The following is a 20,096-nucleotide window of genomic DNA, read 5'->3' as shown; positions in this document are numbered from 1 at the left end:
TCGCGAAAGGCAAACGAGCCAGCCCTGCTTAGGTTCCGCAGGCCCGCGGGGGCAGACAACTGGTTGCCTCTGGCGAGGCAATGCGGCTACCGTCTGCGCGGGACCAGCCTACGGGCCGCCGGGGGAGTTCTATGCGTTTTCTGTTTCGCCTTGCCTTGGCGGTCGCTGTCTCCCTGCTGGTGGCAGGTTGCATTGCCGACGATGTCGGACCGATCAACCTCCTGACATCTGAAGCAGGCCACCCTTCACCGACCTTCATCCCTGATCCGGCCGACGATGGTTCGACCGTGGTCGGCCTCGCCTTTTCCGGCGGGGGCACCAGGGCGGCTGCCTTCTCCTATGGCGTGCTGCGGGCCCTGGACGACATCGTCATCGACGAGCGGCCATATCGCCGTACGCTGGTAGACGACATCAGGATGATTTCCGGAGCGTCCGGCGGCGCCATCGCGGCGGCCTATTTCGGCTACAAGGGCAAGGACGGCTACCAGGATTTTCGCCAGCGCTTCCTGATCCAGGACGCGGAAGCCGATCTCAGGACATCGGTGTCGCCGGTCAATCTCGTGCGCGCCTATTATGGCGGCGTCAATGACCGCAGCGGCTTCGCCAAATGGCTGAACGACCATCTTTTCGATGGCGCGACCTTCGAGGCATTCCGCAAGCCGGACCGGCCGATCGTCTGGGTCAACGCGTCCGATATCTACAACCGTACGCCGTTCATGTTCACCTACGACACCTTCGCGGCGCTGTGCAGCGACCTCGACAAGGTGCGGCTGGCCGATGCGGTTGCCGCCTCCGCCGCCGTGCCCATCGTCTTCGCCCCGATCGTGGTCGCCGCCACCAAGCCCGATTGCGGCTACCGCAAGCCGTTGTGGCTGAGCCGGGCGCTTGCCGACCGCAATGCCTCGCTCAGGCTTAAGGCCTACGCCAGCGCGCTCGATTCCTACCAGAACGCCGATCCGCTCGACTATGTGAAGCTGCTCGACGGCGGCTTGACCGACAATATCGGCGTCACCGGCTTTTCGCTCGAGCGCTCGGCCGCCGGCACGCCCTATGGGCCGCTGTCGCCTTCGGCAGCTGTCCGCCTGACGACGCTGATCTTCATCGTCGCCGATGCGGGCAGCAACAGGGATGTGAGTTGGGCGAAATCACTCCATGGACCAAAGGCCTCGGAACTGCTCGACGCCGTGACCAGCACCACGCTTTCTTCCTCGGTGCGCGACGAATTCGATGCCCTGACCCTGGCCGTCTCGCAGTGGAAGGAGGAGTTGGTGCGCTACCGCTGCGCCTTGCCGGCCTCGACGGTGGCCGCCTATCGAGGCTCGACGGGCGGCTGGAATTGCCGCGACGTCCGGCTTGTGGTGCAGCACCTGTCTTTCGCCGACCTCGATCCGGCGGCGCAAATCAGGCTCAACGCAATACCGACAAGGCTGAAGCTGCCGGTCGAAGAGGTCGATCTCACTATAGAAGCCGGACGTGAGGCGCTGCGCGTCAATGCCGATATTGCCAGCGCCGTCGCCGCGATCCGCGCCCGCGCCGGTGTTTCGCCTGGGGCGCAATTGGCTGCACAGGCAAACTGAGTTCATCACCGGGTGAAGGCCGCAAGGCTGCCGACACGCTTTGCTGCCAGTGCACTCCGTGCTGGAGCAGTTCATCGTTTCACGGAAACGCCGAACTGCTCTAACTCTTTGTTTGGACGCAATTCCCAAGGGAAAGCGCTATGCGCTTTTCCCGGGAAAACCGTTACACACCTTTCCTGGAATTGCTCTAGAGTGATGAAAATTGGGGGAAATCGCCTTGGCTGAATTCACGCTCTACATCGGCAACAAATGCTTCTCCTCCTGGTCGCTCAGGCCATGGGTGGCGATGAAGCATCTGGAGATCCCGTTCGAGGAGAGCTTCGTGCGCCTGCGGACGCCCGAGACCTTTGCCAATCTTGCCAAGGTTTCGCCGACCGGACAGGTCCCCGTCTTGGAACACAAGCCGTCGCAGGGCGGGGACAGGGTCGTCTGGGAAACCCTTGCCATTCTTGAATATCTTGCCGACCTGTTTTCGGACAGAGGGATCTGGCCCGACGATATCGGCGCCCGGGCCTTGGCCCGCTCGGTGGCCACCGAGATGCATTCCGGCTTTCGCGAGGTCCGTTATGGCTGGCCGATGAATCTGCGCCGGCCCAAGGGCCATAAGACGCTCGACGCCGAAGGGGAAGTGCAGCGCGCCCGCATCGAGGCCATCTGGCGCACGTGTCGCGAAAAATACGGCAAGGGCGGCCCCTTCCTGTTCGGCCATTTCACCGCGGCCGATGCCATGTACGCGCCGGTCGTCACCCGCTTCGACACCTATGGCGGCGAACTCGCGCCCGACACCAGGGCCTATGTCGACGCCGTGCTGGCCATGCCGGCGATGCGGCACTGGTACGCGGAAGCGGCGAAGGAACCCTGGCCGGAACCGGGGCCGGACGAATAGGTCAATCGAGGCGGAACACCAACGGTCGATTGACGGGGTTTTGGAGGAGTACCGATGGCCAGCAACGACGGACAGCTCACGGTGCCATTGATCTTTCACTGCCGGCTGATCCCGCCTCGACCGGATTTCGCCATCACCATGACCGAGGAAGAAAGGGAGCTGATGGGCCGGCATGCCGACTACCTGCGCGGCAAGCTTCGCGAGGGTACCATGGTCGTGGCTGGCCCGGTCGCCGACCCGGCCGGCCCCTGGGGCCTGTTGATCCTGCGTGTCGGGAGCGAAGCCGAGGCGAGAGCCGTGATCGATGGTGATCCGGTGTCGCGCTCTGGCCGCGGCTTCCACTACGAGATCCTGCCGCTGATCAGTGCCATTATATAGCCAGGCTCGCGGCCCGGCTTCGGCTTCTTGGCACATACAAGAACTGGCACATACAAGAACGCCCCTCGCACCTGTTATCGCGCGGGAGGCGTCCTTTTGTCAGCTTTCCCGAGATTGCTCTCTAAAGTTGCTGACACGGTTGAAATGCGTCGGCGTGAAATTGGTTCCGGGTGTGGTGCGTTTTTTTGGAGGGGACCTTGTCTTTTAGGCCATTTCGCCAGTTGAGGCTCCAAGTCTTGGCAATCGCAGGTTGAATTCAGGCCAAGGGAAAACCAGAAATTGACTCGGCGCCAAAAGAAGCCTATAAGAAATATGTCGATATTTGTTTGACTGACTTTTGTTATCCGCGCATGCATGCGCGCTTTTGACGAACTTCCCCATCAAAAATCGAGACAAAAATCGTTGTGCATTCGCACCGCGATTAACGAATATTTGCCATGGAAAGGGTTCGTTTATGAGCACCGGCACAGTTAAATGGTTCAACGCCACCAAAGGTTTTGGTTTTATTCAGCCTGACGACGGCTCGGCCGACGTTTTTGTCCACATCTCGGCCGTAGAGCGTGCCGGCATGCGCGACATCGTCGAGGGCCAGAAGCTCGGCTACGAGATGGTCCGCGACAACAAGTCGGGCAAGATGTCCGCCGACCAGTTGAAGGCGGCCTGAAGAAAGAATTCAGCCCTCCCGGTGACCACGGATGTACTGGCACCGGTGATGGGCGAATTTAGGCGCATGGCCTTGGAAACCTGAGATTCCAAGGCAGATCATGCGCATGAAGGAGTGTTCCTGTGCATCCATCTGGATGTGCGGTACTCCTGGGGAGGTCAGGCGGTGCCTGGCCTTTTTCATTTTACGCCTGTTGCCGCCGAAAATGCGCTGCGCGTCGGGCTGAACGTGCTATGGAACGCCTCAGCAATTTGAATCCGCTGCCCTATTGCCCCAATGCCGTGTTGCTTCGTGCGTGGCCCTGACCGAAGAGCCGGTCTCGTCCTATCGGCATCAGGCTCCTGACAGGAGAAAGATCTTGACCGCCCATTCGAAGACCGCCGATCCGGCGGTGTCGCTGTTCAGCAGGACGCAAACCCAGTCAATGTCGCTCAACCGCATCATGTCCGAACGCGATGCCGTAAGCGAGGCGCGGGAAGCCAAGACCGCCCGTTTGCGCGAGCTGCGCCTCGAAAAGGAAGCCGACGAGATGGCGGCGGCGGCAGCACTCGCGGTGCAGCCGAAACGAGCCGGAAAACGCTGATGGCCACCAAGCGCGTACCGCCGACGCCGATCGCGGCCGATGCGACCATTGCCGACATGGTCGAAACCCTGGACAAGCCGGTCGAATACGTCCGGCGCGTGCTGGAAAAACTCGAACGCTGCAAGCGCGCCCATGGCGACGCCCAGGTACGCGTTGGCGTGCGCGGCCGTGCCGAAGCCCCGAACTACCTGATCGAATATGTCCGCGAGGACAAAAAGACCCAGGAGCGGGTGACCTACCAGGATGCCGCCTACAGCGGCAGCACGCATCGTGAACTGGCGCCGCATCACATAGCGGAAGCCAGGAACTGGTCGCCCGAGGAAATGAACATCACGGCGGTTTCGGCGCTGATCGGCCGCTTGCGCAATCCGCGCGCACCATCATCGCGTTTCGCCGACGAGGACTGACATGGCCATTAAATTTTCCGCCAAGGATCAGCCGGCAACGCCGGCTCCCGCTGCAAAGCCGGCCAAGCCGGTTGCCGCGAAAGCCAGCGAAGCTGGCGAAGCCGCGACCGATCTGTTCAAGTCGCCCGCTGAAGCGCCGGCGCGCAAGACAGGTAAGAAGAAATAGCGCCTTGCCGCAGGACGCCGATCGCAATTCTGCCACGCCAGGGCTGTTCGCCCTGGTCGCTGCCGCGAGACTTTCGTCGTCGCGACGCGAAACCGCTTCTGTCTTCGATTGTCAGAGCTGTGGCGCGTGCTGTTCATATTCAGCCGAATGGCCGCGCTTTTCGACCGAGGATGACGCGCAGCTCGACCGCATCCCTGAGCAATATGTAGCGGCCGACCTGTCGGGCATGCGCTGCGAGGGCGTGCGCTGTTCGGCCTTGTCGGGCGAAATCGGCAAGTCGACCGCATGCGGCATCTACGAATTGCGTCCGGATGTCTGTCGCGCCTGCATGCCTGGCGACGCGGAATGCCTGATGGCGCGCCGGGCGATCGGATTGCCGGTGTAGCTACCGATCTACCCAAACGGGGATTGCGCAAATCGCCTCCGCTTGTGCGGCGCCCGTTGGCCCGGTACGTTCCCGGCCGGGCAGGGCCGTGGAGGAACCATCGTGAGCATCGAATTCCTGTTGACGTCGCTGATCGTCGTGGCTTCGCCCGGCACCGGCGTTCTCTACACGCTGAGCGCCGGACTTTCGCGCGGTGCGCGGGCCTCGATCATTGCGGCCTTCGGCTGCACGCTCGGCATCATCCCGCACATGGCGGCCGCCATCACCGGGCTTGCGGCGTTGCTGCACACCAGCGCGGTTGCTTTCGAAACGCTGAAATATCTAGGCGTCGCCTATCTCATCTACATGGCTTGGAACACGCTGAAGGAGAAGGGCGGCTTGAGCGTCGAGGATAATGTCGCGCCGCGCTCGGCCGGCAAGGTGATCGCCACCGGCATCCTGGTCAACGTGCTCAATCCGAAGCTGTCGATCTTCTTCTTCGCCTTCCTGCCGCAATTCGTCAGCACCACCGAGCCCAACGCGCTGTCGAGGATGCTGGAACTCAGCGCCGTCTTCATGCTTCTGACCTTCGTGGTTTTCGTCGGCTACGGCATCTTCGCCGCCTCGATCCGCAGCCATGTCGTGTCGCGGCCGATGGTGCTGACCTGGATGCGCAGGACGTTCGCGGGCGCCTTTGTCATGCTCGGCGCCAAGCTGGCCCTTGCCGATCGCTAGCTCCAGGCCCTTGTTCCCATGCGTGCCGCCCTCTCAAAACCGAGATCGCTTATAGGCGCACTGCATCAGGCGCCCTGATTTGGGAAGCAAGCCTTGGCGCTGAGGTCGGGGCCATTCGCCAGCGAGGTGAGGAAGGCCGGCAGCACGGTCGCGAACGTGTAGGAGACCTGGACGCTCGAAAAGCCGGACAGACCCGAGCAGGTGGTGTTGTTGCTGACGGTGATGTTGGCCGTGCTCAGGACAATGCCGTCGGCTGCCGCCCTGTCGCTGATATAGCTGATGGCGCTGGCGGCGTTGTAAGCGCCGTTCTGCGTGCATCCGCTCTGCAGCACGCCGACGCAACGCGCCCCCGCGGCGGCGATCTCATTCAGCACGTGCTGCGCCCAGTACATGCGACCGAACTCGAACGTGCCCATCAACACCATCAGCAACGGCACCGACAGCAGCGCGAACTCGACGGCGTTGGCGCCGGATCTGTCGCGCAGGAATGACCGAGAACGGCTCATTGCGGCTGCACCACCGAGTTGACGGTGATATTGCCGTTGGTGACGATGCCGAAGCCGCCAAAAAGCGGCGTGTAGGGCTTGCTGGCCGCGATCGTCACGAATTTTCCGGCGATCCCGCCGGCACTGCAGATGCTGGCGCATGCGACCGGAGCGCTCCAGGCGACAGTCCCGGAATTGCCCGGGCAGTAGCAGAGATCCGCATTCGCGGCCGTGCCGCTCTGGGTCGCCTTGGACGTGCTGGCGTCATACGCGATCGTCGGGCCGTTGTTGATGACGACCTGAATGTTGCCGGCATTGCCGCTCAGGCCGCTCGTTACCACCGTGGCGATGTTGCCGGCCAGCGCGCTGCCGCCGGAGGAGTTGACCTTGTCGCCATTGAGCAGCGCATAGTTCGAACCGGCCGAGACCGCCGAGCTCAGTTCGAACTTGGCCTTCAGTGAGCCGCCTATGTCGACGGTTCCCGCCAGGATCACGAGCAGCACCGGAGTGACGAGCGCGAACTCGACCGCCGATACGCCTGCTTTCTGACGCCGAAGGAAGTCCGTGAATGAATGAGCGATGCCGGCGAGCAGGCTGAGGCCAAGGCGTGACGGATTTCTCATTGCACGAGGCTCACCTTGCTGCTGGCACTGGTGCTCGGGGCGGCGATGCATTCCGAAGCGGCCGCGGTGCCGCCTGATAGCGTGATGCGCGAGCCGATCATCTGCAGGCACTTGCTCGAGTCGGTCTTCGATCCCAGCACGCTCGAGCCGCCATTCATGACGATCGGGCCATAGGGAAAATAGAATGCACCTGATATCTGGGCGTTGGAGCCGCCTTCGGCGAATGTCGCGCCGCCGGTGTTTGTGGTCGCCGTCGGACCGATAACCGCCAGCTTCGCCGTTGCTCCCGACTGCGGTGCGGTGAGCACGATGTTGCTGTAGCCGGCGGCGACGCAGAAGACATAGCCGTTGCAACTTCCCGAACTGGACTTTGCCTTGCCCGACAGCACAAGCGTCACACTGGCGCCGCTGACGCTGATGGTGCTGCCGTTGCAGTTGGCGCTGCCGCCGCCATTGCCGCCAAGCGCGAAATAGCCGTCCACGGTATAGACGCCGGCGCCAAGCAGGATGGCGCCCGAGCCGATGAAGTTGCCTGAGATGTCGTGTTGTGCCGCGGCGCTGACGACAAAGCAGCTGCCGCCGCCACCGCCATTCACATTGCCGACGACCTGGAAGACGCTGCTCGCGCCGGTCGCATCGGCCATGATCGTGGTGGACCCGCCGCCGATCGTGATGGCATCGCCGTTGCTGCCGGGGCCGATCTTGTAGGAATTGGTCGTACCCGAGCCGAAGACGAGTGTCGAGCCGCCGGTGTTGGTATAGCCGCCGGGCAGTTCGAAAACGCTCGGTCCGCCAAAGGTCAAGGTGGAGGTATTGCAGATGCTGACCTGCCCGGAGCCGCTGCAGGCGGTGTCGCTGCGGCCAATCTTGAAAGTGCCGGCGCCAAAGGTTGTGGTGGCACCGCCGCCGGTGGTCAACCCCTTGGTGAAGTTGAAAGTGCCGGCACCAAAGGTCGTTGTTCCACCGGTGGTCACCTGCTTGCCGAAATTGTAAGTGCCGGTCTTGAAAGTGGTCGTTCCCGCCGTCGTCAGGGTCTTGGTGAAATTGTAGATTCCGGGACCGAAATTCGTCGTGGCGCTGGTGGTGAAATCGCCGGCGAAATTATAGGTGGTCGTTGCCGCACCGTTCAGGGCGAAGTTCAGGTTGATGCCGCCGCCAATAGTGACGGTCCCCAGATTGATGGTCGTTTTGCTGCCACAACTGAACGTCCAGGTCGGCTGCGACCAGGACGCGGTACAGCCAGCGGCAGCAGCAGCGTTCATCGTCGCGGTCTGGTCCCACGCGAAGTCGATGTTGGTGCCGGTCGTATTGGTCGGAGCGGAAGGGGCGGTCGTCGCCGACAGTGCGGCCACGGTTGAAAAGCGGGCCACGGCGGCCGTGACCGCGGCATTGCCGGCCAGCGGGTCGGGAGTCGATTTCTTGGTGATCACCGCGGCCGCCCCGTTTGGGCCGGTGATGCCATTGCAGGGCTGGCTTGGAGCCGCGGCGGAATTGTAGTTGACGCCGATTGCCGAAATGCTGGTGCCGCAAGGGACGGTCACGGTGTTGTTGGAGGAGACGGTGCATTTCGGCGCCGAGATCGAGGTGCCGCCGCTCAGCGTCACGCCGGTCTGCGTGCCGTCAAGCGCGAGCATGCATCCGGGTGTCTGTGGTTGAGCGCCGACCTCGGCCACCGAATTGGCGTAGATCTGCAACTGCTGGCGATCGTTCAGGACGCGTGCCAGGAACAGGGTCCTGTAAGTGTTGATCGACACCGAAACGGCGTTGACGCCGGTTGTCCTGGGGGAGGCAACCAGGCTGACCTGGACATTGGCGGCGTCGACGCCGTTAAGCACCGCGACGCCGACAGCTGTGGCAGTCATCTGGTCGGTGGACTTGTTGGCATTGTAGGCGAGCGCGCCCGCATAGGCCGAGAGGTCGGCAACGCGCTGATTGTCGGCCTGCTGGACCAGCGCGGCGCCATATTCGGTCACCAGCGCCGCCATGCCGATCAAGACCGGCATCACCAGTGCCGAAATGATCAGGATGTTGCCGTCGCGGTTCCACAAAAATCGCCGGAAAAAATGCATCGCTGGTTACCCGACACCACACGCTCGAGCGACTTCGCCTTGCGCTTGCCCTTTGGTAATCGCGAATGTGTTAAAAAATATTGTCCGACAGTTTTTGCCGGACCACGGAAATTTGATGGAAGTGACTGATTTTATTGATGAAAAAGACAGATAAATAGTCAACCGTTCTCATTGATGGCAGGTGTGGCCGCGCAAGGCGGCGCATCTTCGCCATCACGCCATGCCGCGGATTGTCGTGTCGCACCCCTGATGCGGCGAGCAGCGCGGCTTCGCCGATCGGCTTCCACGTATTTGTCGTGGCCCGGTTCCTGATACACGCACTCGGATGATCGAAGCGGCGGCGGCTATCACGGCACGTCGCTGAACGACATTTTAAGCGCCAGCGCCGCACCCGAGGCTCGCTCTATTTCCATTTCCCGGGCGGCAAGGACCAACTGGTCGTCGAGGTGACGCGCGCCAGCGTGGCCGAGGTGACGGAGCGCTTGGGCGCTCAACTGGCCCCGGAAAATAATCCGGCAGTCGCGGTCCACCACATCTATCAGTCCGTGGCCCGGATGCTGGAGGACGATGAGTTTTCGCTTGGCTGCCCGATCGCGCCGGCCAGGCCAACCGCACAACAAAAAGGGCGGCATCGCTGCCGCCCCTTTCCGCATACATACGCCAGGTAGGCTGGATTAGAAGTCCATGCCGCCACTCAAGCCCGCAAGCGGGCTTGAGCAATGTTAGTTGATGGGCGTGCTTTATGGACTCCTTAGAAGTCCATGCCGCCACTCAAGCCCGCAAGCGGGCTTGAGCAATGTTAGTTGATGGGCGTGCTTTATGGACTTCTTAGAAGTCCATGCCGCCCATGCCGCCCATGCCGCCGCCGCCCATGCCGCCAGGCATGCCGCCGCCAGCCGACTCCTTCTTCGGAGCCTCCGCGATCATGGCTTCGGTGGTGACGAGCAGGCCGGCGACCGAAGCCGCGTCCTGGAGAGCGGTGCGCACGACCTTGACCGGGTCGACGATGCCCATGGCGATCATGTCGCCATACTCGCCCGACTGGGCGTTGTAGCCGAAGGTCGCGCCCTTGTTCTCAAGGATCTTGCCGGCAACGATCGAAGCTTCCGCACCGGCGTTCGAGGCGATCTGGCGGGCCGGAGCCTGCAGCGCGCGACGCACGATGTTGATGCCAGCAGCCTGGTCGGCATTGGCGCCGGTAGCCTTGATGTTGGCCGAAGCGCGCAGCAGGGCCACGCCACCGCCGGCGACGATGCCTTCTTCCACGGCCGCGCGGGTCGCGTTCAGGGCGTCATCAACGCGGTCCTTCTTTTCCTTGACTTCCACTTCCGTCGCACCGCCGACGCGGATCACCGCAACGCCGCCCGCCAGCTTGGCGAGACGTTCCTGCAGCTTCTCCTTGTCATAGTCCGAGGTGGTCTCTTCGATCTGCTGCTTGATCTGGGCAACGCGGCCCTGGATCTCGGCCTTCTTGCCGGCGCCGTCGACGATGGTGGTGTTCTCCTTGGAGATCGACACCTTCTTGGCGCGGCCGAGCATGTTGAGGCCGACATTCTCGAGCTTGATGCCGAGGTCTTCCGAGATGACCTGGCCACCGGTGAGGATGGCGATGTCTTCCAGCATGGCCTTGCGGCGATCACCGAAGCCCGGCGCCTTGACGGCGGCGATCTTCAGGCCGCCACGCAGCTTGTTGACGACGAGCGTGGCCAGAGCCTCGCCTTCGACGTCTTCCGAGATGATGAGCAGCGGCTTCGAGGTCTGCACGACGGCTTCGAGAACCGGCAGCATGGCCTGCAGGTTGGAGAGCTTCTTCTCGTGGAGCAGGATGTAGGCGTCCTCGAGATCGGCAACCATCTTGTCCGCGTTGGTGACGAAGTAGGGCGAGAGATAGCCGCGGTCGAACTGCATGCCTTCGACGACTTCGAGTTCGGTCTCGGCGGTCTTGGCCTCCTCGACGGTGATGACGCCTTCGTTGCCGACCTTCTGCATCGCTTCCGCGATCATCTTGCCGACCGACTCGTCGCCGTTCGCCGAGATCGTGCCGACCTGGGCAACTTCCTCGGAGGTCTTGATCTTCTTGGCAGCCTTGCCGAGAGCCGCGACGACTTCGGTGACGGCGAGATCGATGCCGCGCTTCAGGTCCATCGGGTTCATGCCGGCGGCAACCGCCTTGTGGCCTTCCTGGACGATCGACTGCGCCAGAACGGTCGCGGTCGTGGTGCCGTCGCCGGCGATGTCGTTGGTCTTCGAGGCGACCTCACGGACCATCTGCGCGCCCATGTTCTCGAACTTGTCCTCAAGCTCGATTTCCTTGGCGACGGTGACGCCGTCCTTGGTGATGCGCGGGGCGCCGAACGACTTGTCGATGACGACGTTGCGGCCCTTGGGGCCGAGGGTCACCTTCACCGCGTCGGCGAGGATGTTGACGCCGCGCAGCATGCGCTCGCGGGCATCACGGGAGAATTTTACGTCTTTGGCAGCCATTTTTAAGCTCCTGGCAGGGGCTTGGGGTAAGCCCGGAATTCAGTTGACGGTGAGGCCGATAATCAGCCGATGATGCCCATGATGTCGGATTCCTTCATGATCAGAAGGTCTTCGCCATTGAGCTTGACTTCGGTGCCCGACCACTTGCCGAACAGGATGCGGTCGCCGGCCTTGACGTCCAGGGGCACCAGCTTGCCGCTTTCGTCGCGGGCGCCGGAGCCGACGGCGATGATCTCGCCTTCCTGCGGCTTTTCCTTCGCCGTATCCGGGATGATGATCCCGCCGGCGGTCTTGGATTCGGATTCGACCCGGCGAACGACCACGCGGTCATGAAGCGGGCGGAACTTCGACTTTGCCATTTTTTCTTCCTCGAATGAGAACGGTGAGAAACAGTTCCTCCGTCCGGCGAAGCCGGACATACGGTTAGCACTCACCAATGGCGAGTGCTAACGTGGCGCTGAAATAGGCTGACGGCCTGCGAGAGTCAAGGCGCACGGGAAGGGGCAATCACGGGAATTTTTTCTGGCGCTGACCGGCGGTGCCGAAAAATCCCGGTCGCCGCTCCGCTAAAGAAACAGCCGCAACTGGGTGTGGATGATCGACCGGTAATCCTCGATGGTGCGGCGGCTTTCCGCTTCGCCCTCCGCAAGTGCCAGGCGCACCACGCCGCCGGCGAGCTGGAAGATCAACAGAACGATGCGTTCGAACTGCTCGTGCTTCGGCGGCTCGATCAAGCCGATGACATGGTCGCAGAACATCCTGGCCTGGCGCCGAGTTTCGGCGATGTCGAGATTCTTGAGCGCCTTGTCGGCCTGGATGGCGTTCTGCAGATCCTGGATGGCTGGGTCGCCGGCGACGCGGCTCAGATAATCGTCAAGCAGGCGGTCGGCCGCGACGATGACGTCCTTGGCTTCGCGGACATCGGCGATGATATCAGCCAGTCGCGCGCGGCTGATCTCCGAAAACCGCTCATAGAGCATCGCCAGGATCGCCGACTTGTTGGGGAAATAGTGGTAGACGGTGGCGATCGGCCCGCCCGCCAGCATGCCGACCTCCTTCATGGTGACGGCATCGATGCCCTTCTCGCCGATCAGCTTCATGGTCGTCGACAGGATGGCGTCGATGCGCTCGCGGCTGCGCTCCTGCTTCGGCTGGCGCCTCGGTTCGGTCGCTGTTCGCCTTGCTTGTGTCATGCACCGGTCTTTCGCTCGAACTGCCAAATTCTGGTTGACAAGAAATATGATCAAGTATCAGGTCTTGAAAATGCTGACAGAGTGTCAGCTTTTTTGCCGTGCGGCAAGGACGTTGGGAGGCGCCTTTGACATCTGGTGACCTGCATACCGGAAGCGGCGACTGGCTGGTCGGCAACCCGACCGGCAGGCAGCTTGCCTCTGCCCTGTGGATCGGATCGGTCGGTCTGCTCATTCTCGGTATGCAGCCGGTTTTGCTCGGCGCCCTCTACACAGAGGGCCATGTCAGCGGCGATGAACTGGCACTGGTCGCCACCGCCGAGCTGATCGCCATCGCGATCGGTTCGGCGATCGTTGCGACGCTGCTCTCGGCCCGCAACATGCGCTGGAAAAGTGCGGCGCTTCTGCTCCTGCTGGCGCTGGCGAATGTCTGGACCGCCTATGCCGCCGGCGCCAACATGTTGATGGCGGCCCGCGCCGTGGCCGGCCTTGCCGAAGGCGGCCTTGTCGCGGTCGCCACCGAACTGATCGCCCGCTCGCGCCGGGCCGAGCGCATCGGCGGCTATTTCGTCACCATGCAGACGCTGGCGCAATGCCCTCTTGCCCTGCTGCTGGCGCTCTATGTCATTCCAGCGGCCGGGTCGGTCGGCGGCTTCCTCGCTCTGGCGGTCGTCTGCATCCTGTCGCTGGTGGTCGCCTTCACGGTTCCCTCCGACTATGCCGACCTGCCCAAGGACGAGGATCTGGCCAATGTGCTGACGGTTCCTTCGATCACGGCGTTGTTGTGCATCTTCTGCTACTTCATGTTCTTCGGCTCGATATGGGCCTTTCTGGAGCCGCTTGGCGCCCAATTCGGCATCGACGGCCGCACCGTTGGCCTGATCGTCTCGGCCAGCCTGGCGATGCAGGTCCTGGGCGCGATGACCGCGACCGTGTTCGAGGCCCGCATCGACTATCGCCTTGCCATAGCGGCGATTGGCACCGTCGCACTTGTCGCCTCGCTCATCCTCGCCAGCGGACCTGGTCTCCCGATCTTCTGGGGCGCCGCCCTGGTCATGGGTTTTATTCTCCTGTTCATCGTGCCCTATCAGATCAGGCTGACGATCACGGCGGACGAGACACGCACGGCCGTGCTCTTGGTGCCGGCCGCGCAGCTCCTCGGTCTGGCGATCGGGCCGGTCGCGGCGTCGCTGCTCATCGACGGCAAGGATTTTCGCCCGGTTCCGGAATTCGCTGTCGGCAGTGCCCTGGCCAGCGTGCTGCTGCTTGGCCTGTTCGTCCTTGTCTCGCGGCGCCGCCGCGCGGTTGCCTGATCGGGGGTAATATGTCCAGCTGGAGCAACTGGTCGGGCTATGTCACCGCCGAACCGCGGCTGATCGCCAGCCCCGCCGAAGCCGGTGAAGTTGGTGATCTCATTCGCACCGCACCCGGCCCGATCCGCGTCGTCGGTGCCGGTCACTCCTTTACCCCGCTGGTGAAATCGCTAGGCACCATCCTGTCCCTGGAGAAACTGGAGGGGTTGGTCTCGCACGACGCTGAAAAGCATCAGGCGCGTGTGCGGGCGGGGACACGGCTTGGTTCGCTCATGCACATCCTGCAGGATATCGGCCAGGGCCTGCCCAATATGGGCGACATCGACCGACAGGCGATAGGCGGGGCGCTCGGGACCGCTACCCATGGTTCGGGACCGACGCTCGGCGCCTATCACACGCAATTGGAGACGGTGCAGATCGTCGACGGCCTTGGCAATGTTCGTGAATTCACCAGGGCAGGGGATCAAGACACGATCCACGCCATCGGCGTCTCGCTCGGTGCCTTCGGGATCATGAGCGAAGTGACGCTGAACAACATTGCGACCTACCGGCTGCGCCGCCGCAAATGGGTGCTGCCGGTCGCCGACATGCTGCGCGATTTCGAAACGATGATGACCGCGCATCGGTCGGCCGAATTCTACTACATCCCGTTCTCCGGCTATGCGCAGTTCATCGCCAGCGACTTGAGCGACGCGGCGACCAGCGCGCGCCCGACCGAGGATGACGAGGCCGGACTGAGGACACTGCGCCGGCTGCGCACCGGGCTCGCCAGGCTGCCGTCGCTGCGCCGCCGGCTGATCCAGGGTGCCGTCGCCAAGGTGCGGGCCGAGGACTATGTGCAGGACTGGCTCAATGTCTATGCCAGCGACCGGCAGACCAAATTCAACGAGATGGAATATCACCTTCCGTTCGAGGAAGGACCGAAGGCGCTGGCCGAAATCATCGAGTTGACCGAGAAGCGCTTTCCCGAGGTCTATTTCCCGATGGAGGTGCGCAGCGTCGCGGCTGATCAGTTCTGGCTCTCGCCCTTCTACGACAGGCCGACCTGCTCGATCGCCATCCACCATGACGCGGCGAACGATCCGTTGCCGTTCATGCAGGCGGCCGAGCCGGTCTTGCGCAGATATGGCGGCAGGCCGCACTGGGGCAAGATGCACAGCCTGAAGGCGGCGGACTTCAGGAAGCTCTATCCGCGCTGGGACGATGCCATGGCGGTGCGCCGCGACATCGATCCGCAAAACCGTTTCGTCTCGCCCTACATGGCCGGCTTGTTCGGCATCGAACCATGAGCGCCTATTTCGCCAATCTTTCGCAGGCGCTGGAGCAGGCCGGTATTTTCCAGCCCTGTCTGGTGCTGGATCGCGACCGGCTGGACGGCAACATCGCCCTGGTGAAGGCCAGGCTTGATCCCGGCCTTGCCGTGCGGCTGGTCGACAAGTCGCTCGCTTGCCTGCCGCTGCTTTCGCATATCGGCAAGACGCTTGGAACCGATCGCTTCATGACCTTCCATCCGCCGATCAGCGCGGCGGTGCTGAGCGCGTTCCCGCATGCGGATCTGCTGTACGGCAAGCCGATGCCGGTCAGCGCGGCGAGAGCGGCGCTGGTGAAGGGCGACGCCGACTGGTCGCGTGTCTGCTGGCTGATCGACAGCGACGAAAGACTGGCGGAATATGGCGCGCTGACCGCCGAGCTCGCTATCGAACTGCGTATCGCCTTCGAGATCGATGTCGGCCTGCATCGCGGCGGGTTTGCCACATCGGAGGCCTTGTCGCGGGCATTGAAGATGCTGCCGGCCCACAAAGGGCTGCGCTGCGAAGGCGTCATGGCCTATGAGGCGCACGCACCGCACATTCCCGGCCTGTTCGGCGGGCCGGGCAGGGCGTTGGCGCGGGCCTCGGAGCAGGCCGCCGATTTTTTGGCGCGCCTGGGCGCCGACCAGCGAAGCATCCTCAACATTGGCGGCAGCAAGACCGCGCTGCTTCATCACCGCGGCATTGCCAATGAGGTGTCGATGGGCTCGGCCTTCGTGCTGCCCGGCGATTTCGACACGCCCGGTCTCGAAGGTTTCCAACCGGCGGCTTTCATCGCGACGCCGATCCTGAAAGTGGTCGAACCAATGCTGCCAGGCCCGCCCGCCGTCTCCCGCCTCTTGCAGGCGCTTGGCCGGTTTCCGCGCAAGGGCTGCTATCTCTATGGCGGCAAGTGGATGGCCGAGCCGGTATTTCCCGAAGGCATGAAGACGAACGGTTTGCTCGGCCTGTCCTCCAACCAGCAATTCATGGGCCTGCCGGCCGACGCTGCTGTGATGCCCGGCGACCATGCGTTCCTGCGGCCGACGCAAAGCGAGGCCGTGCTGCAGCAATTCGGGCCGATCGCCGTGCTTTCCGGCGGCAGGATCGTTGATCGCTGGCCGGTGTTGCCGATGATGTGAGGGGCGCCACTGCGGTCATGATTGGCGCTCCGGCCCCCCCGCGATGTCCTCATTCTAGGGCGGACCAAGGAGCGAAGCGACGCGCGCAGACCCTAGAATGACGAAGTTGTGAGGTTGTATTGCTTCAATCATTTTATTGACTAAGTCAACTAATTGGTCGATCCTTTCCATGACAGGAGAACCATCCCATGACCGTCCACAACCTCCCCAACAAGCACCTGATCGACGCGGTGCGGGCTTTCAACCGCTTCTACACCCGCCAGATCGGCCTGCTCGACGAAGGGCTGCTGAAAAGCGCCTTCTCCCTGACCGAGGCGCGTGTGCTCTACGAACTGGCGCACCGCGACGGCCTGACCGCGACCGACCTCGGGCGCGACCTCGGTCTCGATGCCGGCTATGTCAGCCGTCTGCTGAAGAAGTTCGAGCGCCTTCACCTCATCTCCAGGTCGACGGTGGTTTCGGACGCCAGGCAATCGTCGATTGCGCTGACCGCGGCGGGCAGGAATGCCTTCGCGCCGCTGAACAAGGATTCGCACGACCAGGTCGCGGCGCTGCTCGATCGGCTGCCCGCGTCGGAGCAGGACCGGCTGGTGAAGTCCATGCGGACGGTCCAGGCTCTGCTGGGTGAAAGCGCAGAGCCAAGGATCCCTTATCTGTTGCGCCCGCTGCAGGTCGGCGACATCGGCTGGATCACCCGCCGGCAAGGCATGCTCTACGCACAGGACTATGGCTGGGACGAAACCTATGAGGCGCTGGTTGCCGAAATCCTCGCGGCATTTGTCAAATCCTTCGACCCGAAATGGGAACGAAGCTGGATCGCCGAGCGCGATGGCGAGGTGGTCGGCTCGGTCTTCGTCGTGCGCAAATCGGATCAGGTGGCGAAGCTGCGCCTGCTCTATGTCGAACCTTCGGCCCGTGGTCTCGGCATCGGCAGGCGGCTGGTCGAGGAATGCATCGGCTTTGCTCGTGCGAAGGGCTACAAGACGCTGACCTTGTGGACCAACGATATCCTGATCGCCGCCCGGCACATCTACCAGGCGGTCGGCTTCAAACTGACCGAGGAAGAACCGCACCACTCCTTCGGCAAGGATCTGGTCGGCCAGACCTGGGACTTGGAATTGTGATCTCTGCTAAGCCTTGACGGGTATCCAGATCTCCAGTCCGCCATTGCCGCTGCGCGGATCGAACTCCGGGCCATAGCGTTCGAATTCGGGGGCGTCCGCTATCTCGTGCCCGGAGGCCGGCAGCCATTTGTTCCAGATCGTGTTGACGGTCCGGCGGATAGTCGAGATGTGTTCGCGATGCGAAAACACCGCGTATTTCTGGGCGGGTATGCGCACGCGGCTGAGTTCCCTTGGAAGGTCGGAAAAATCGGAGACCTCGACACCGGCGACGTAGTCGAAATTGCCGGCATCGTCGCCGTTGGCGCAGACACCATAGGCGACGTCGCCGGTCTCGCCAGGAATGTTGCCGATATAGGGGCCGAAGCGTTGCCACTGCATCGGAATGGCGGCGCTGGTTTCACAGTTGTAGCGTTCGCCGAGCCCAGCGATCAGCAACGGCCGGCTGGTCTCGAAGCGCGGTGGTTCGAGGGCGGAAAGAAAGGATTGGTCCATCAGGATCGGCTCCACGAGGTCGAGGGTGTTGGTCGAGCCTTGCGCGCGCACCATCTCCGGCGTGGTGCCGAACTGGTCGCGGAAGGCGCGGGTGAAAGCCTCATGCGAGCTGTAGCCGGCATCGAGCGCCACCGATAGGATGTCGGGCGCTCCGCCGGCCAGCCGGCGCGCCGCCTCGGTCAGCCTGCGCGCGCGCATGTAGCCCATGACCGAGCGGCCGGTGGCGGCGCCGAAGGCGCGCGTCACATGAAAGCGCGACACGCCGCTGCTTTGGGCGACATCGTCGAGCGAGATCGCCTCCGGCAGATGGCTCTCGACGAACCATAGCGCTTTCTCGGTCGGGTTCATGGCTCCTCGCATTGAGGGGATCATCTTGCCACCTTCGCGCGCGGCAGTTTGATCGGAATTGCGCTCGCCGCGCAATCCGGGCGGCAACGCTCCGCAGCCAACAGCATCTGGCTCGCTGGCTTCTTCCGGCAGCAAGCTCTCACTTGACGCCGCCGCGCGCTATCGTCTAAGACGTAATGTAATTACATAACATATAAAATTCGAGCGCCGCGGCGGGATCGACAATGCACCGAGAAATCCGTTGCGAAGCAATTGGGGGAAAACTACGATCGAGTGGTGATGGTCCCCGAGTCGAAAGGCGAGGGGTGAAAAGGGAACACGGTGAGACCCAAGAGGTCGAAGCCGTGGCTGCCCCCGCAACTGTAAGCGGTTAGCAAGATCCGAAATGCCACTGGCCGGCAAGGCTGGGAAGGCAGGATTGCGCAAGGAGCCGCGAGCCAGGAGACCTGCCATCACCAAGTTGACCGGACGGGGTGTGCCGGGAGGAAACGTGGACGTCGGTCTTGTCGGCCGGCTCGCCAACATCCTTCCGTCGCCAGTTTTGGAAAGTGACGGAAGTTGGACGGCGCCATCGATCACCGCATCATCGTGTGCACGCTTTGCCGTGATGTTCCGACCGGCATCAGGTCGGGCGAAAGCCTATGCGCCGATTTGCGCTCCCGGCTCTCGGCCCACGATGAACCCGCCGTGGCGCATGGCTTCACGATCGAAGGCGTCGAATGCATGGCGGGCTGCGCACGGCCGTTGACGGTAGCCTTCCAGGCTCCGGGCAAGGCCACCTATCTTTTCGGCTCCGTCGATGCCGAGGCCGATGTTGGCGATCTCGTGCGATTTGCCAGGCTTTACGCCTCGCTCGCCGACGGCTGGTGCAATTCCGGACAACGTCCGCCGCGACTGGCCGGCAAGACGCTGGCTCGCATCCCGGCGCCGGGCAAGCTGGCGGGGGATAGTCAATGACAATGCCACTTCTTGAAGCGCGCGACCTGGTTGCCGTGGCGAATGGCCGGAATCTGGTCCATGCGGTCAGCCTCTCCATCGCCACCGGCGATCGTCTCGCCATCATCGGCCCCAATGGCGCCGGCAAGACGACGCTGCTGCGCATGCTGTCGGGCATGCTCAGGCCAAGTTCGGGCGAGGTGAAGCTTGGCGGGCGACGCCTGGACAGAATCTCGACAGCCGAGCGGGCCCTGCACATGGCCGTCGTCGGCCAGACCGACCAGCCGGATCCGCGGCTGGCGGTGATCGACTATGTCGAACTCGGCCGCGTTCCGCATGCCGGCCTGAGGCGCGGGAGCGAGGAGCGCGACATCGTCGTTGATGCCTTGCGCCGGACCGGCTTGTTGCCTCTGCTTCACCGCACGATCGGCTCGCTGTCCGGCGGGGAGCGCCAACGCGCCCAGCTGGCGCGCGCCATCGCGCAGGAACCGAAGGTGTTGTTCCTCGACGAGCCGACCAACCATCTCGACCCGCGTGCTCGCGGCGAGCTTCTCGAACTCGTCGCCGGCTTCGGCATGACGGTGATCGCGGTGCTTCACGACCTGGCCCTGGTGGCGCCTTTCGCCACCAGGGTCGCGGTGATGAACGAAGCCCGGCTGCACGCGTTGGCCGCACCGCGCGAAGCGCTGACGCAACAGCTGATCCGCGAGATTTTCGGTGTCGACGTGTTTCGCCTGCGCCATCCCACCGAGGACCGCGAACTGACCGTGTTCGATGTTCCGAACCGCGCCGCGCCGCCATCCTGAACGAACCCATCCCCATCGGCACTGTTCAACCAAGG

Annotated in this window: 23 protein-coding genes and 1 riboswitch; of the genes, 15 read left to right on the top strand and 8 right to left on the bottom strand. The window is 63.0% G+C overall.

Annotated elements, in window-relative coordinates; translation table 11 throughout:
- Window positions 1-131: 131 nt before the first annotated feature.
- From EB815_RS26045 to EB815_RS26005, 9 genes are all read left to right on the top strand, one after another.
- A complete protein-coding gene (locus EB815_RS26045; RefSeq protein WP_081294694.1) occupies window positions 132-1,577 on the top strand; it encodes a patatin-like phospholipase family protein in 1,446 nt (481 codons plus the stop codon).
- A gap of 217 nt (window positions 1,578-1,794) precedes the next feature.
- Window positions 1,795-2,463: a glutathione S-transferase family protein gene (locus tag EB815_RS26040; protein ID WP_056562984.1), complete on the top strand. Its 669-nt coding sequence runs from the start codon at window positions 1,795-1,797 to the stop codon at window positions 2,461-2,463.
- Window positions 2,464-2,517: 54 nt separating this feature from the next.
- Window positions 2,518-2,841 carry a YciI family protein gene (locus EB815_RS26035; RefSeq protein WP_056562981.1) on the top strand — a complete coding sequence of 108 codons (324 nt, stop codon included), beginning with the start codon at window positions 2,518-2,520 and terminating at the stop codon, window positions 2,839-2,841.
- A gap of 454 nt (window positions 2,842-3,295) precedes the next feature.
- Entirely contained in the window at window positions 3,296-3,505 is a 210-nt protein-coding gene (locus EB815_RS26030) for a cold-shock protein (RefSeq protein ID WP_010915421.1), read from the top strand.
- A gap of 358 nt (window positions 3,506-3,863) precedes the next feature.
- Window positions 3,864-4,088 (top strand): hypothetical protein, encoded by a 225-nt coding sequence (locus tag EB815_RS26025; RefSeq protein WP_056565493.1) that lies wholly within the window; start codon window positions 3,864-3,866, stop codon window positions 4,086-4,088.
- Window positions 4,088-4,495, top strand: coding sequence for a hypothetical protein (locus tag EB815_RS26020; RefSeq protein ID WP_056562978.1), 408 nt, complete (start codon window positions 4,088-4,090; stop codon window positions 4,493-4,495). Before EB815_RS26025 ends, EB815_RS26020 begins: the two co-directional genes overlap by 1 nt.
- 1 nt (window position 4,496) lies before the next feature.
- Window positions 4,497-4,661, top strand: a complete 165-nt coding sequence (locus tag EB815_RS26015) for a hypothetical protein (protein WP_081294695.1) — start codon at window positions 4,497-4,499, stop codon at window positions 4,659-4,661.
- 4 nt (window positions 4,662-4,665) lie between these two features.
- On the top strand, window positions 4,666-5,046 hold the full coding sequence (locus EB815_RS26010) for a YkgJ family cysteine cluster protein (RefSeq protein ID WP_081294696.1): 381 nt from the start codon (window positions 4,666-4,668) through the stop codon (window positions 5,044-5,046).
- Window positions 5,047-5,148: 102 nt separating this feature from the next.
- On the top strand, window positions 5,149-5,760 hold the full coding sequence (locus EB815_RS26005; RefSeq protein ID WP_056562976.1) for a LysE family translocator: 612 nt from the start codon (window positions 5,149-5,151) through the stop codon (window positions 5,758-5,760).
- Window positions 5,761-5,825: 65 nt separating this feature from the next.
- Here the strand turns inward: EB815_RS26005 and EB815_RS26000 are convergent, their stop codons facing one another.
- From EB815_RS26000 to EB815_RS25970, 7 genes are all read right to left on the bottom strand, one after another.
- Window positions 5,826-6,266 carry a TadE/TadG family type IV pilus assembly protein gene (locus EB815_RS26000; protein WP_065004976.1) on the bottom strand — a complete coding sequence of 147 codons (441 nt, stop codon included), beginning with the start codon at window positions 6,264-6,266 and terminating at the stop codon, window positions 5,826-5,828.
- The gene (locus tag EB815_RS25995; RefSeq protein ID WP_155772382.1) at window positions 6,263-6,868 is read right to left on the bottom strand and encodes a TadE/TadG family type IV pilus assembly protein; all 606 of its coding nucleotides are present in this window, start codon (window positions 6,866-6,868) and stop codon (window positions 6,263-6,265) included. The genes EB815_RS26000 and EB815_RS25995 overlap by 4 nt, the downstream gene beginning before the upstream one ends.
- Window positions 6,865-8,937 carry a TadE/TadG family type IV pilus assembly protein gene (locus EB815_RS25990; protein ID WP_244493883.1) on the bottom strand — a complete coding sequence of 691 codons (2,073 nt, stop codon included), beginning with the start codon at window positions 8,935-8,937 and terminating at the stop codon, window positions 6,865-6,867. The genes EB815_RS25995 and EB815_RS25990 overlap by 4 nt, the downstream gene beginning before the upstream one ends.
- A 347-nt stretch (window positions 8,938-9,284) precedes the next feature.
- Complete coding sequence (locus EB815_RS25985) at window positions 9,285-9,569, bottom strand: hypothetical protein (protein ID WP_162258864.1); 285 nt, start codon at window positions 9,567-9,569, stop codon at window positions 9,285-9,287.
- A gap of 196 nt (window positions 9,570-9,765) precedes the next feature.
- A complete protein-coding gene (groL, locus tag EB815_RS25980; protein WP_065004977.1) occupies window positions 9,766-11,421 on the bottom strand; it encodes a chaperonin GroEL in 1,656 nt (551 codons plus the stop codon).
- A gap of 62 nt (window positions 11,422-11,483) precedes the next feature.
- Window positions 11,484-11,780, bottom strand: coding sequence for a co-chaperone GroES (groES, locus tag EB815_RS25975; RefSeq protein ID WP_010915433.1), 297 nt, complete (start codon window positions 11,778-11,780; stop codon window positions 11,484-11,486).
- Window positions 11,781-11,987: 207 nt separating this feature from the next.
- A complete protein-coding gene (locus EB815_RS25970; protein ID WP_056562967.1) occupies window positions 11,988-12,614 on the bottom strand; it encodes a TetR/AcrR family transcriptional regulator in 627 nt (208 codons plus the stop codon).
- 125 nt (window positions 12,615-12,739) lie between these two features.
- Here EB815_RS25970 and EB815_RS25965 point away from each other — a divergent pair, with 125 nt between their 5' ends.
- The 4 genes from EB815_RS25965 to EB815_RS25950 all read left to right on the top strand — a co-directional run bounded on the left by EB815_RS25965 (window position 12,740) and on the right by EB815_RS25950 (window position 17,479).
- Complete coding sequence (locus EB815_RS25965; RefSeq protein ID WP_056562964.1) at window positions 12,740-13,924, top strand: MFS transporter; 1,185 nt, start codon at window positions 12,740-12,742, stop codon at window positions 13,922-13,924.
- Window positions 13,925-13,935: 11 nt separating this feature from the next.
- The gene (locus EB815_RS25960) at window positions 13,936-15,213 is read left to right on the top strand and encodes a D-arabinono-1,4-lactone oxidase (protein ID WP_056562961.1); all 1,278 of its coding nucleotides are present in this window, start codon (window positions 13,936-13,938) and stop codon (window positions 15,211-15,213) included.
- Window positions 15,210-16,355 (top strand): DSD1 family PLP-dependent enzyme, encoded by a 1,146-nt coding sequence (locus EB815_RS25955; protein ID WP_056562960.1) that lies wholly within the window; start codon window positions 15,210-15,212, stop codon window positions 16,353-16,355. The genes EB815_RS25960 and EB815_RS25955 overlap by 4 nt, the downstream gene beginning before the upstream one ends.
- Window positions 16,356-16,543: 188 nt before the next feature.
- On the top strand, window positions 16,544-17,479 hold the full coding sequence (locus tag EB815_RS25950) for a bifunctional helix-turn-helix transcriptional regulator/GNAT family N-acetyltransferase (RefSeq protein WP_056562957.1): 936 nt from the start codon (window positions 16,544-16,546) through the stop codon (window positions 17,477-17,479).
- 6 nt (window positions 17,480-17,485) lie between these two features.
- On the opposite strand, the gene EB815_RS25945 is transcribed toward EB815_RS25950, so the two are convergent.
- Complete coding sequence (locus tag EB815_RS25945) at window positions 17,486-18,319, bottom strand: AraC family transcriptional regulator (protein WP_056565482.1); 834 nt, start codon at window positions 18,317-18,319, stop codon at window positions 17,486-17,488.
- 263 nt (window positions 18,320-18,582) lie between these two features.
- Window positions 18,583-18,787, top strand: a riboswitch (cobalamin riboswitch).
- Between the two features lie 90 nt (window positions 18,788-18,877).
- Here EB815_RS25945 and EB815_RS25940 point away from each other — a divergent pair.
- Both EB815_RS25940 and EB815_RS25935 read left to right on the top strand, forming a co-directional pair.
- On the top strand, window positions 18,878-19,276 hold the full coding sequence (locus EB815_RS25940) for a DUF1636 family protein (RefSeq protein ID WP_065004978.1): 399 nt from the start codon (window positions 18,878-18,880) through the stop codon (window positions 19,274-19,276).
- Window positions 19,273-20,061, top strand: coding sequence for an ABC transporter ATP-binding protein (locus tag EB815_RS25935; RefSeq protein WP_065004979.1), 789 nt, complete (start codon window positions 19,273-19,275; stop codon window positions 20,059-20,061). Before EB815_RS25940 ends, EB815_RS25935 begins: the two co-directional genes overlap by 4 nt.
- Window positions 20,062-20,096: the final 35 nt, after the last annotated feature.

The sequence above is a fragment of the Mesorhizobium loti genome (genome assembly GCF_013170705.1).
In the GTDB taxonomy this organism is placed as follows: domain Bacteria; phylum Pseudomonadota; class Alphaproteobacteria; order Rhizobiales; family Rhizobiaceae; genus Mesorhizobium; species Mesorhizobium loti_D.
The sequence above is the reverse complement of the archived record's forward strand: the minus strand, read 5'-3'. Positions and strand labels throughout refer to the sequence as shown.

Coding starts and splice junctions, on each gene's coding strand:
- EB815_RS26020 (WP_056562978.1), top strand. CDS start 4,088: ATGGCCACCAAGCGCGTACCGCCGACGCCGATCGCGGCCGATGCGACC.
- EB815_RS26030 (WP_010915421.1), top strand. CDS start 3,296: ATGAGCACCGGCACAGTTAAATGGTTCAACGCCACCAAAGGTTTTGGT.
- EB815_RS25945 (WP_056565482.1), bottom strand. CDS start 18,319: ATGAACCCGACCGAGAAAGCGCTATGGTTCGTCGAGAGCCATCTGCCG.
- EB815_RS25995 (WP_155772382.1), bottom strand. CDS start 6,868: ATGAGAAATCCGTCACGCCTTGGCCTCAGCCTGCTCGCCGGCATCGCT.
- EB815_RS26045 (WP_081294694.1), top strand. CDS start 132: ATGCGTTTTCTGTTTCGCCTTGCCTTGGCGGTCGCTGTCTCCCTGCTG.
- EB815_RS25935 (WP_065004979.1), top strand. CDS start 19,273: ATGACAATGCCACTTCTTGAAGCGCGCGACCTGGTTGCCGTGGCGAAT.
- EB815_RS25970 (WP_056562967.1), bottom strand. CDS start 12,614: ATGACACAAGCAAGGCGAACAGCGACCGAACCGAGGCGCCAGCCGAAG.
- EB815_RS26015 (WP_081294695.1), top strand. CDS start 4,497: ATGGCCATTAAATTTTCCGCCAAGGATCAGCCGGCAACGCCGGCTCCC.
- groES (WP_010915433.1), bottom strand. CDS start 11,780: ATGGCAAAGTCGAAGTTCCGCCCGCTTCATGACCGCGTGGTCGTTCGC.
- EB815_RS25985 (WP_162258864.1), bottom strand. CDS start 9,569: ATGCCGCCCTTTTTGTTGTGCGGTTGGCCTGGCCGGCGCGATCGGGCA.
- EB815_RS26000 (WP_065004976.1), bottom strand. CDS start 6,266: ATGAGCCGTTCTCGGTCATTCCTGCGCGACAGATCCGGCGCCAACGCC.
- EB815_RS25955 (WP_056562960.1), top strand. CDS start 15,210: ATGAGCGCCTATTTCGCCAATCTTTCGCAGGCGCTGGAGCAGGCCGGT.
- groL (WP_065004977.1), bottom strand. CDS start 11,421: ATGGCTGCCAAAGACGTAAAATTCTCCCGTGATGCCCGCGAGCGCATG.
- EB815_RS25950 (WP_056562957.1), top strand. CDS start 16,544: ATGACCGTCCACAACCTCCCCAACAAGCACCTGATCGACGCGGTGCGG.
- EB815_RS25990 (WP_244493883.1), bottom strand. CDS start 8,937: ATGCATTTTTTCCGGCGATTTTTGTGGAACCGCGACGGCAACATCCTG.
- EB815_RS26035 (WP_056562981.1), top strand. CDS start 2,518: ATGGCCAGCAACGACGGACAGCTCACGGTGCCATTGATCTTTCACTGC.
- EB815_RS25960 (WP_056562961.1), top strand. CDS start 13,936: ATGTCCAGCTGGAGCAACTGGTCGGGCTATGTCACCGCCGAACCGCGG.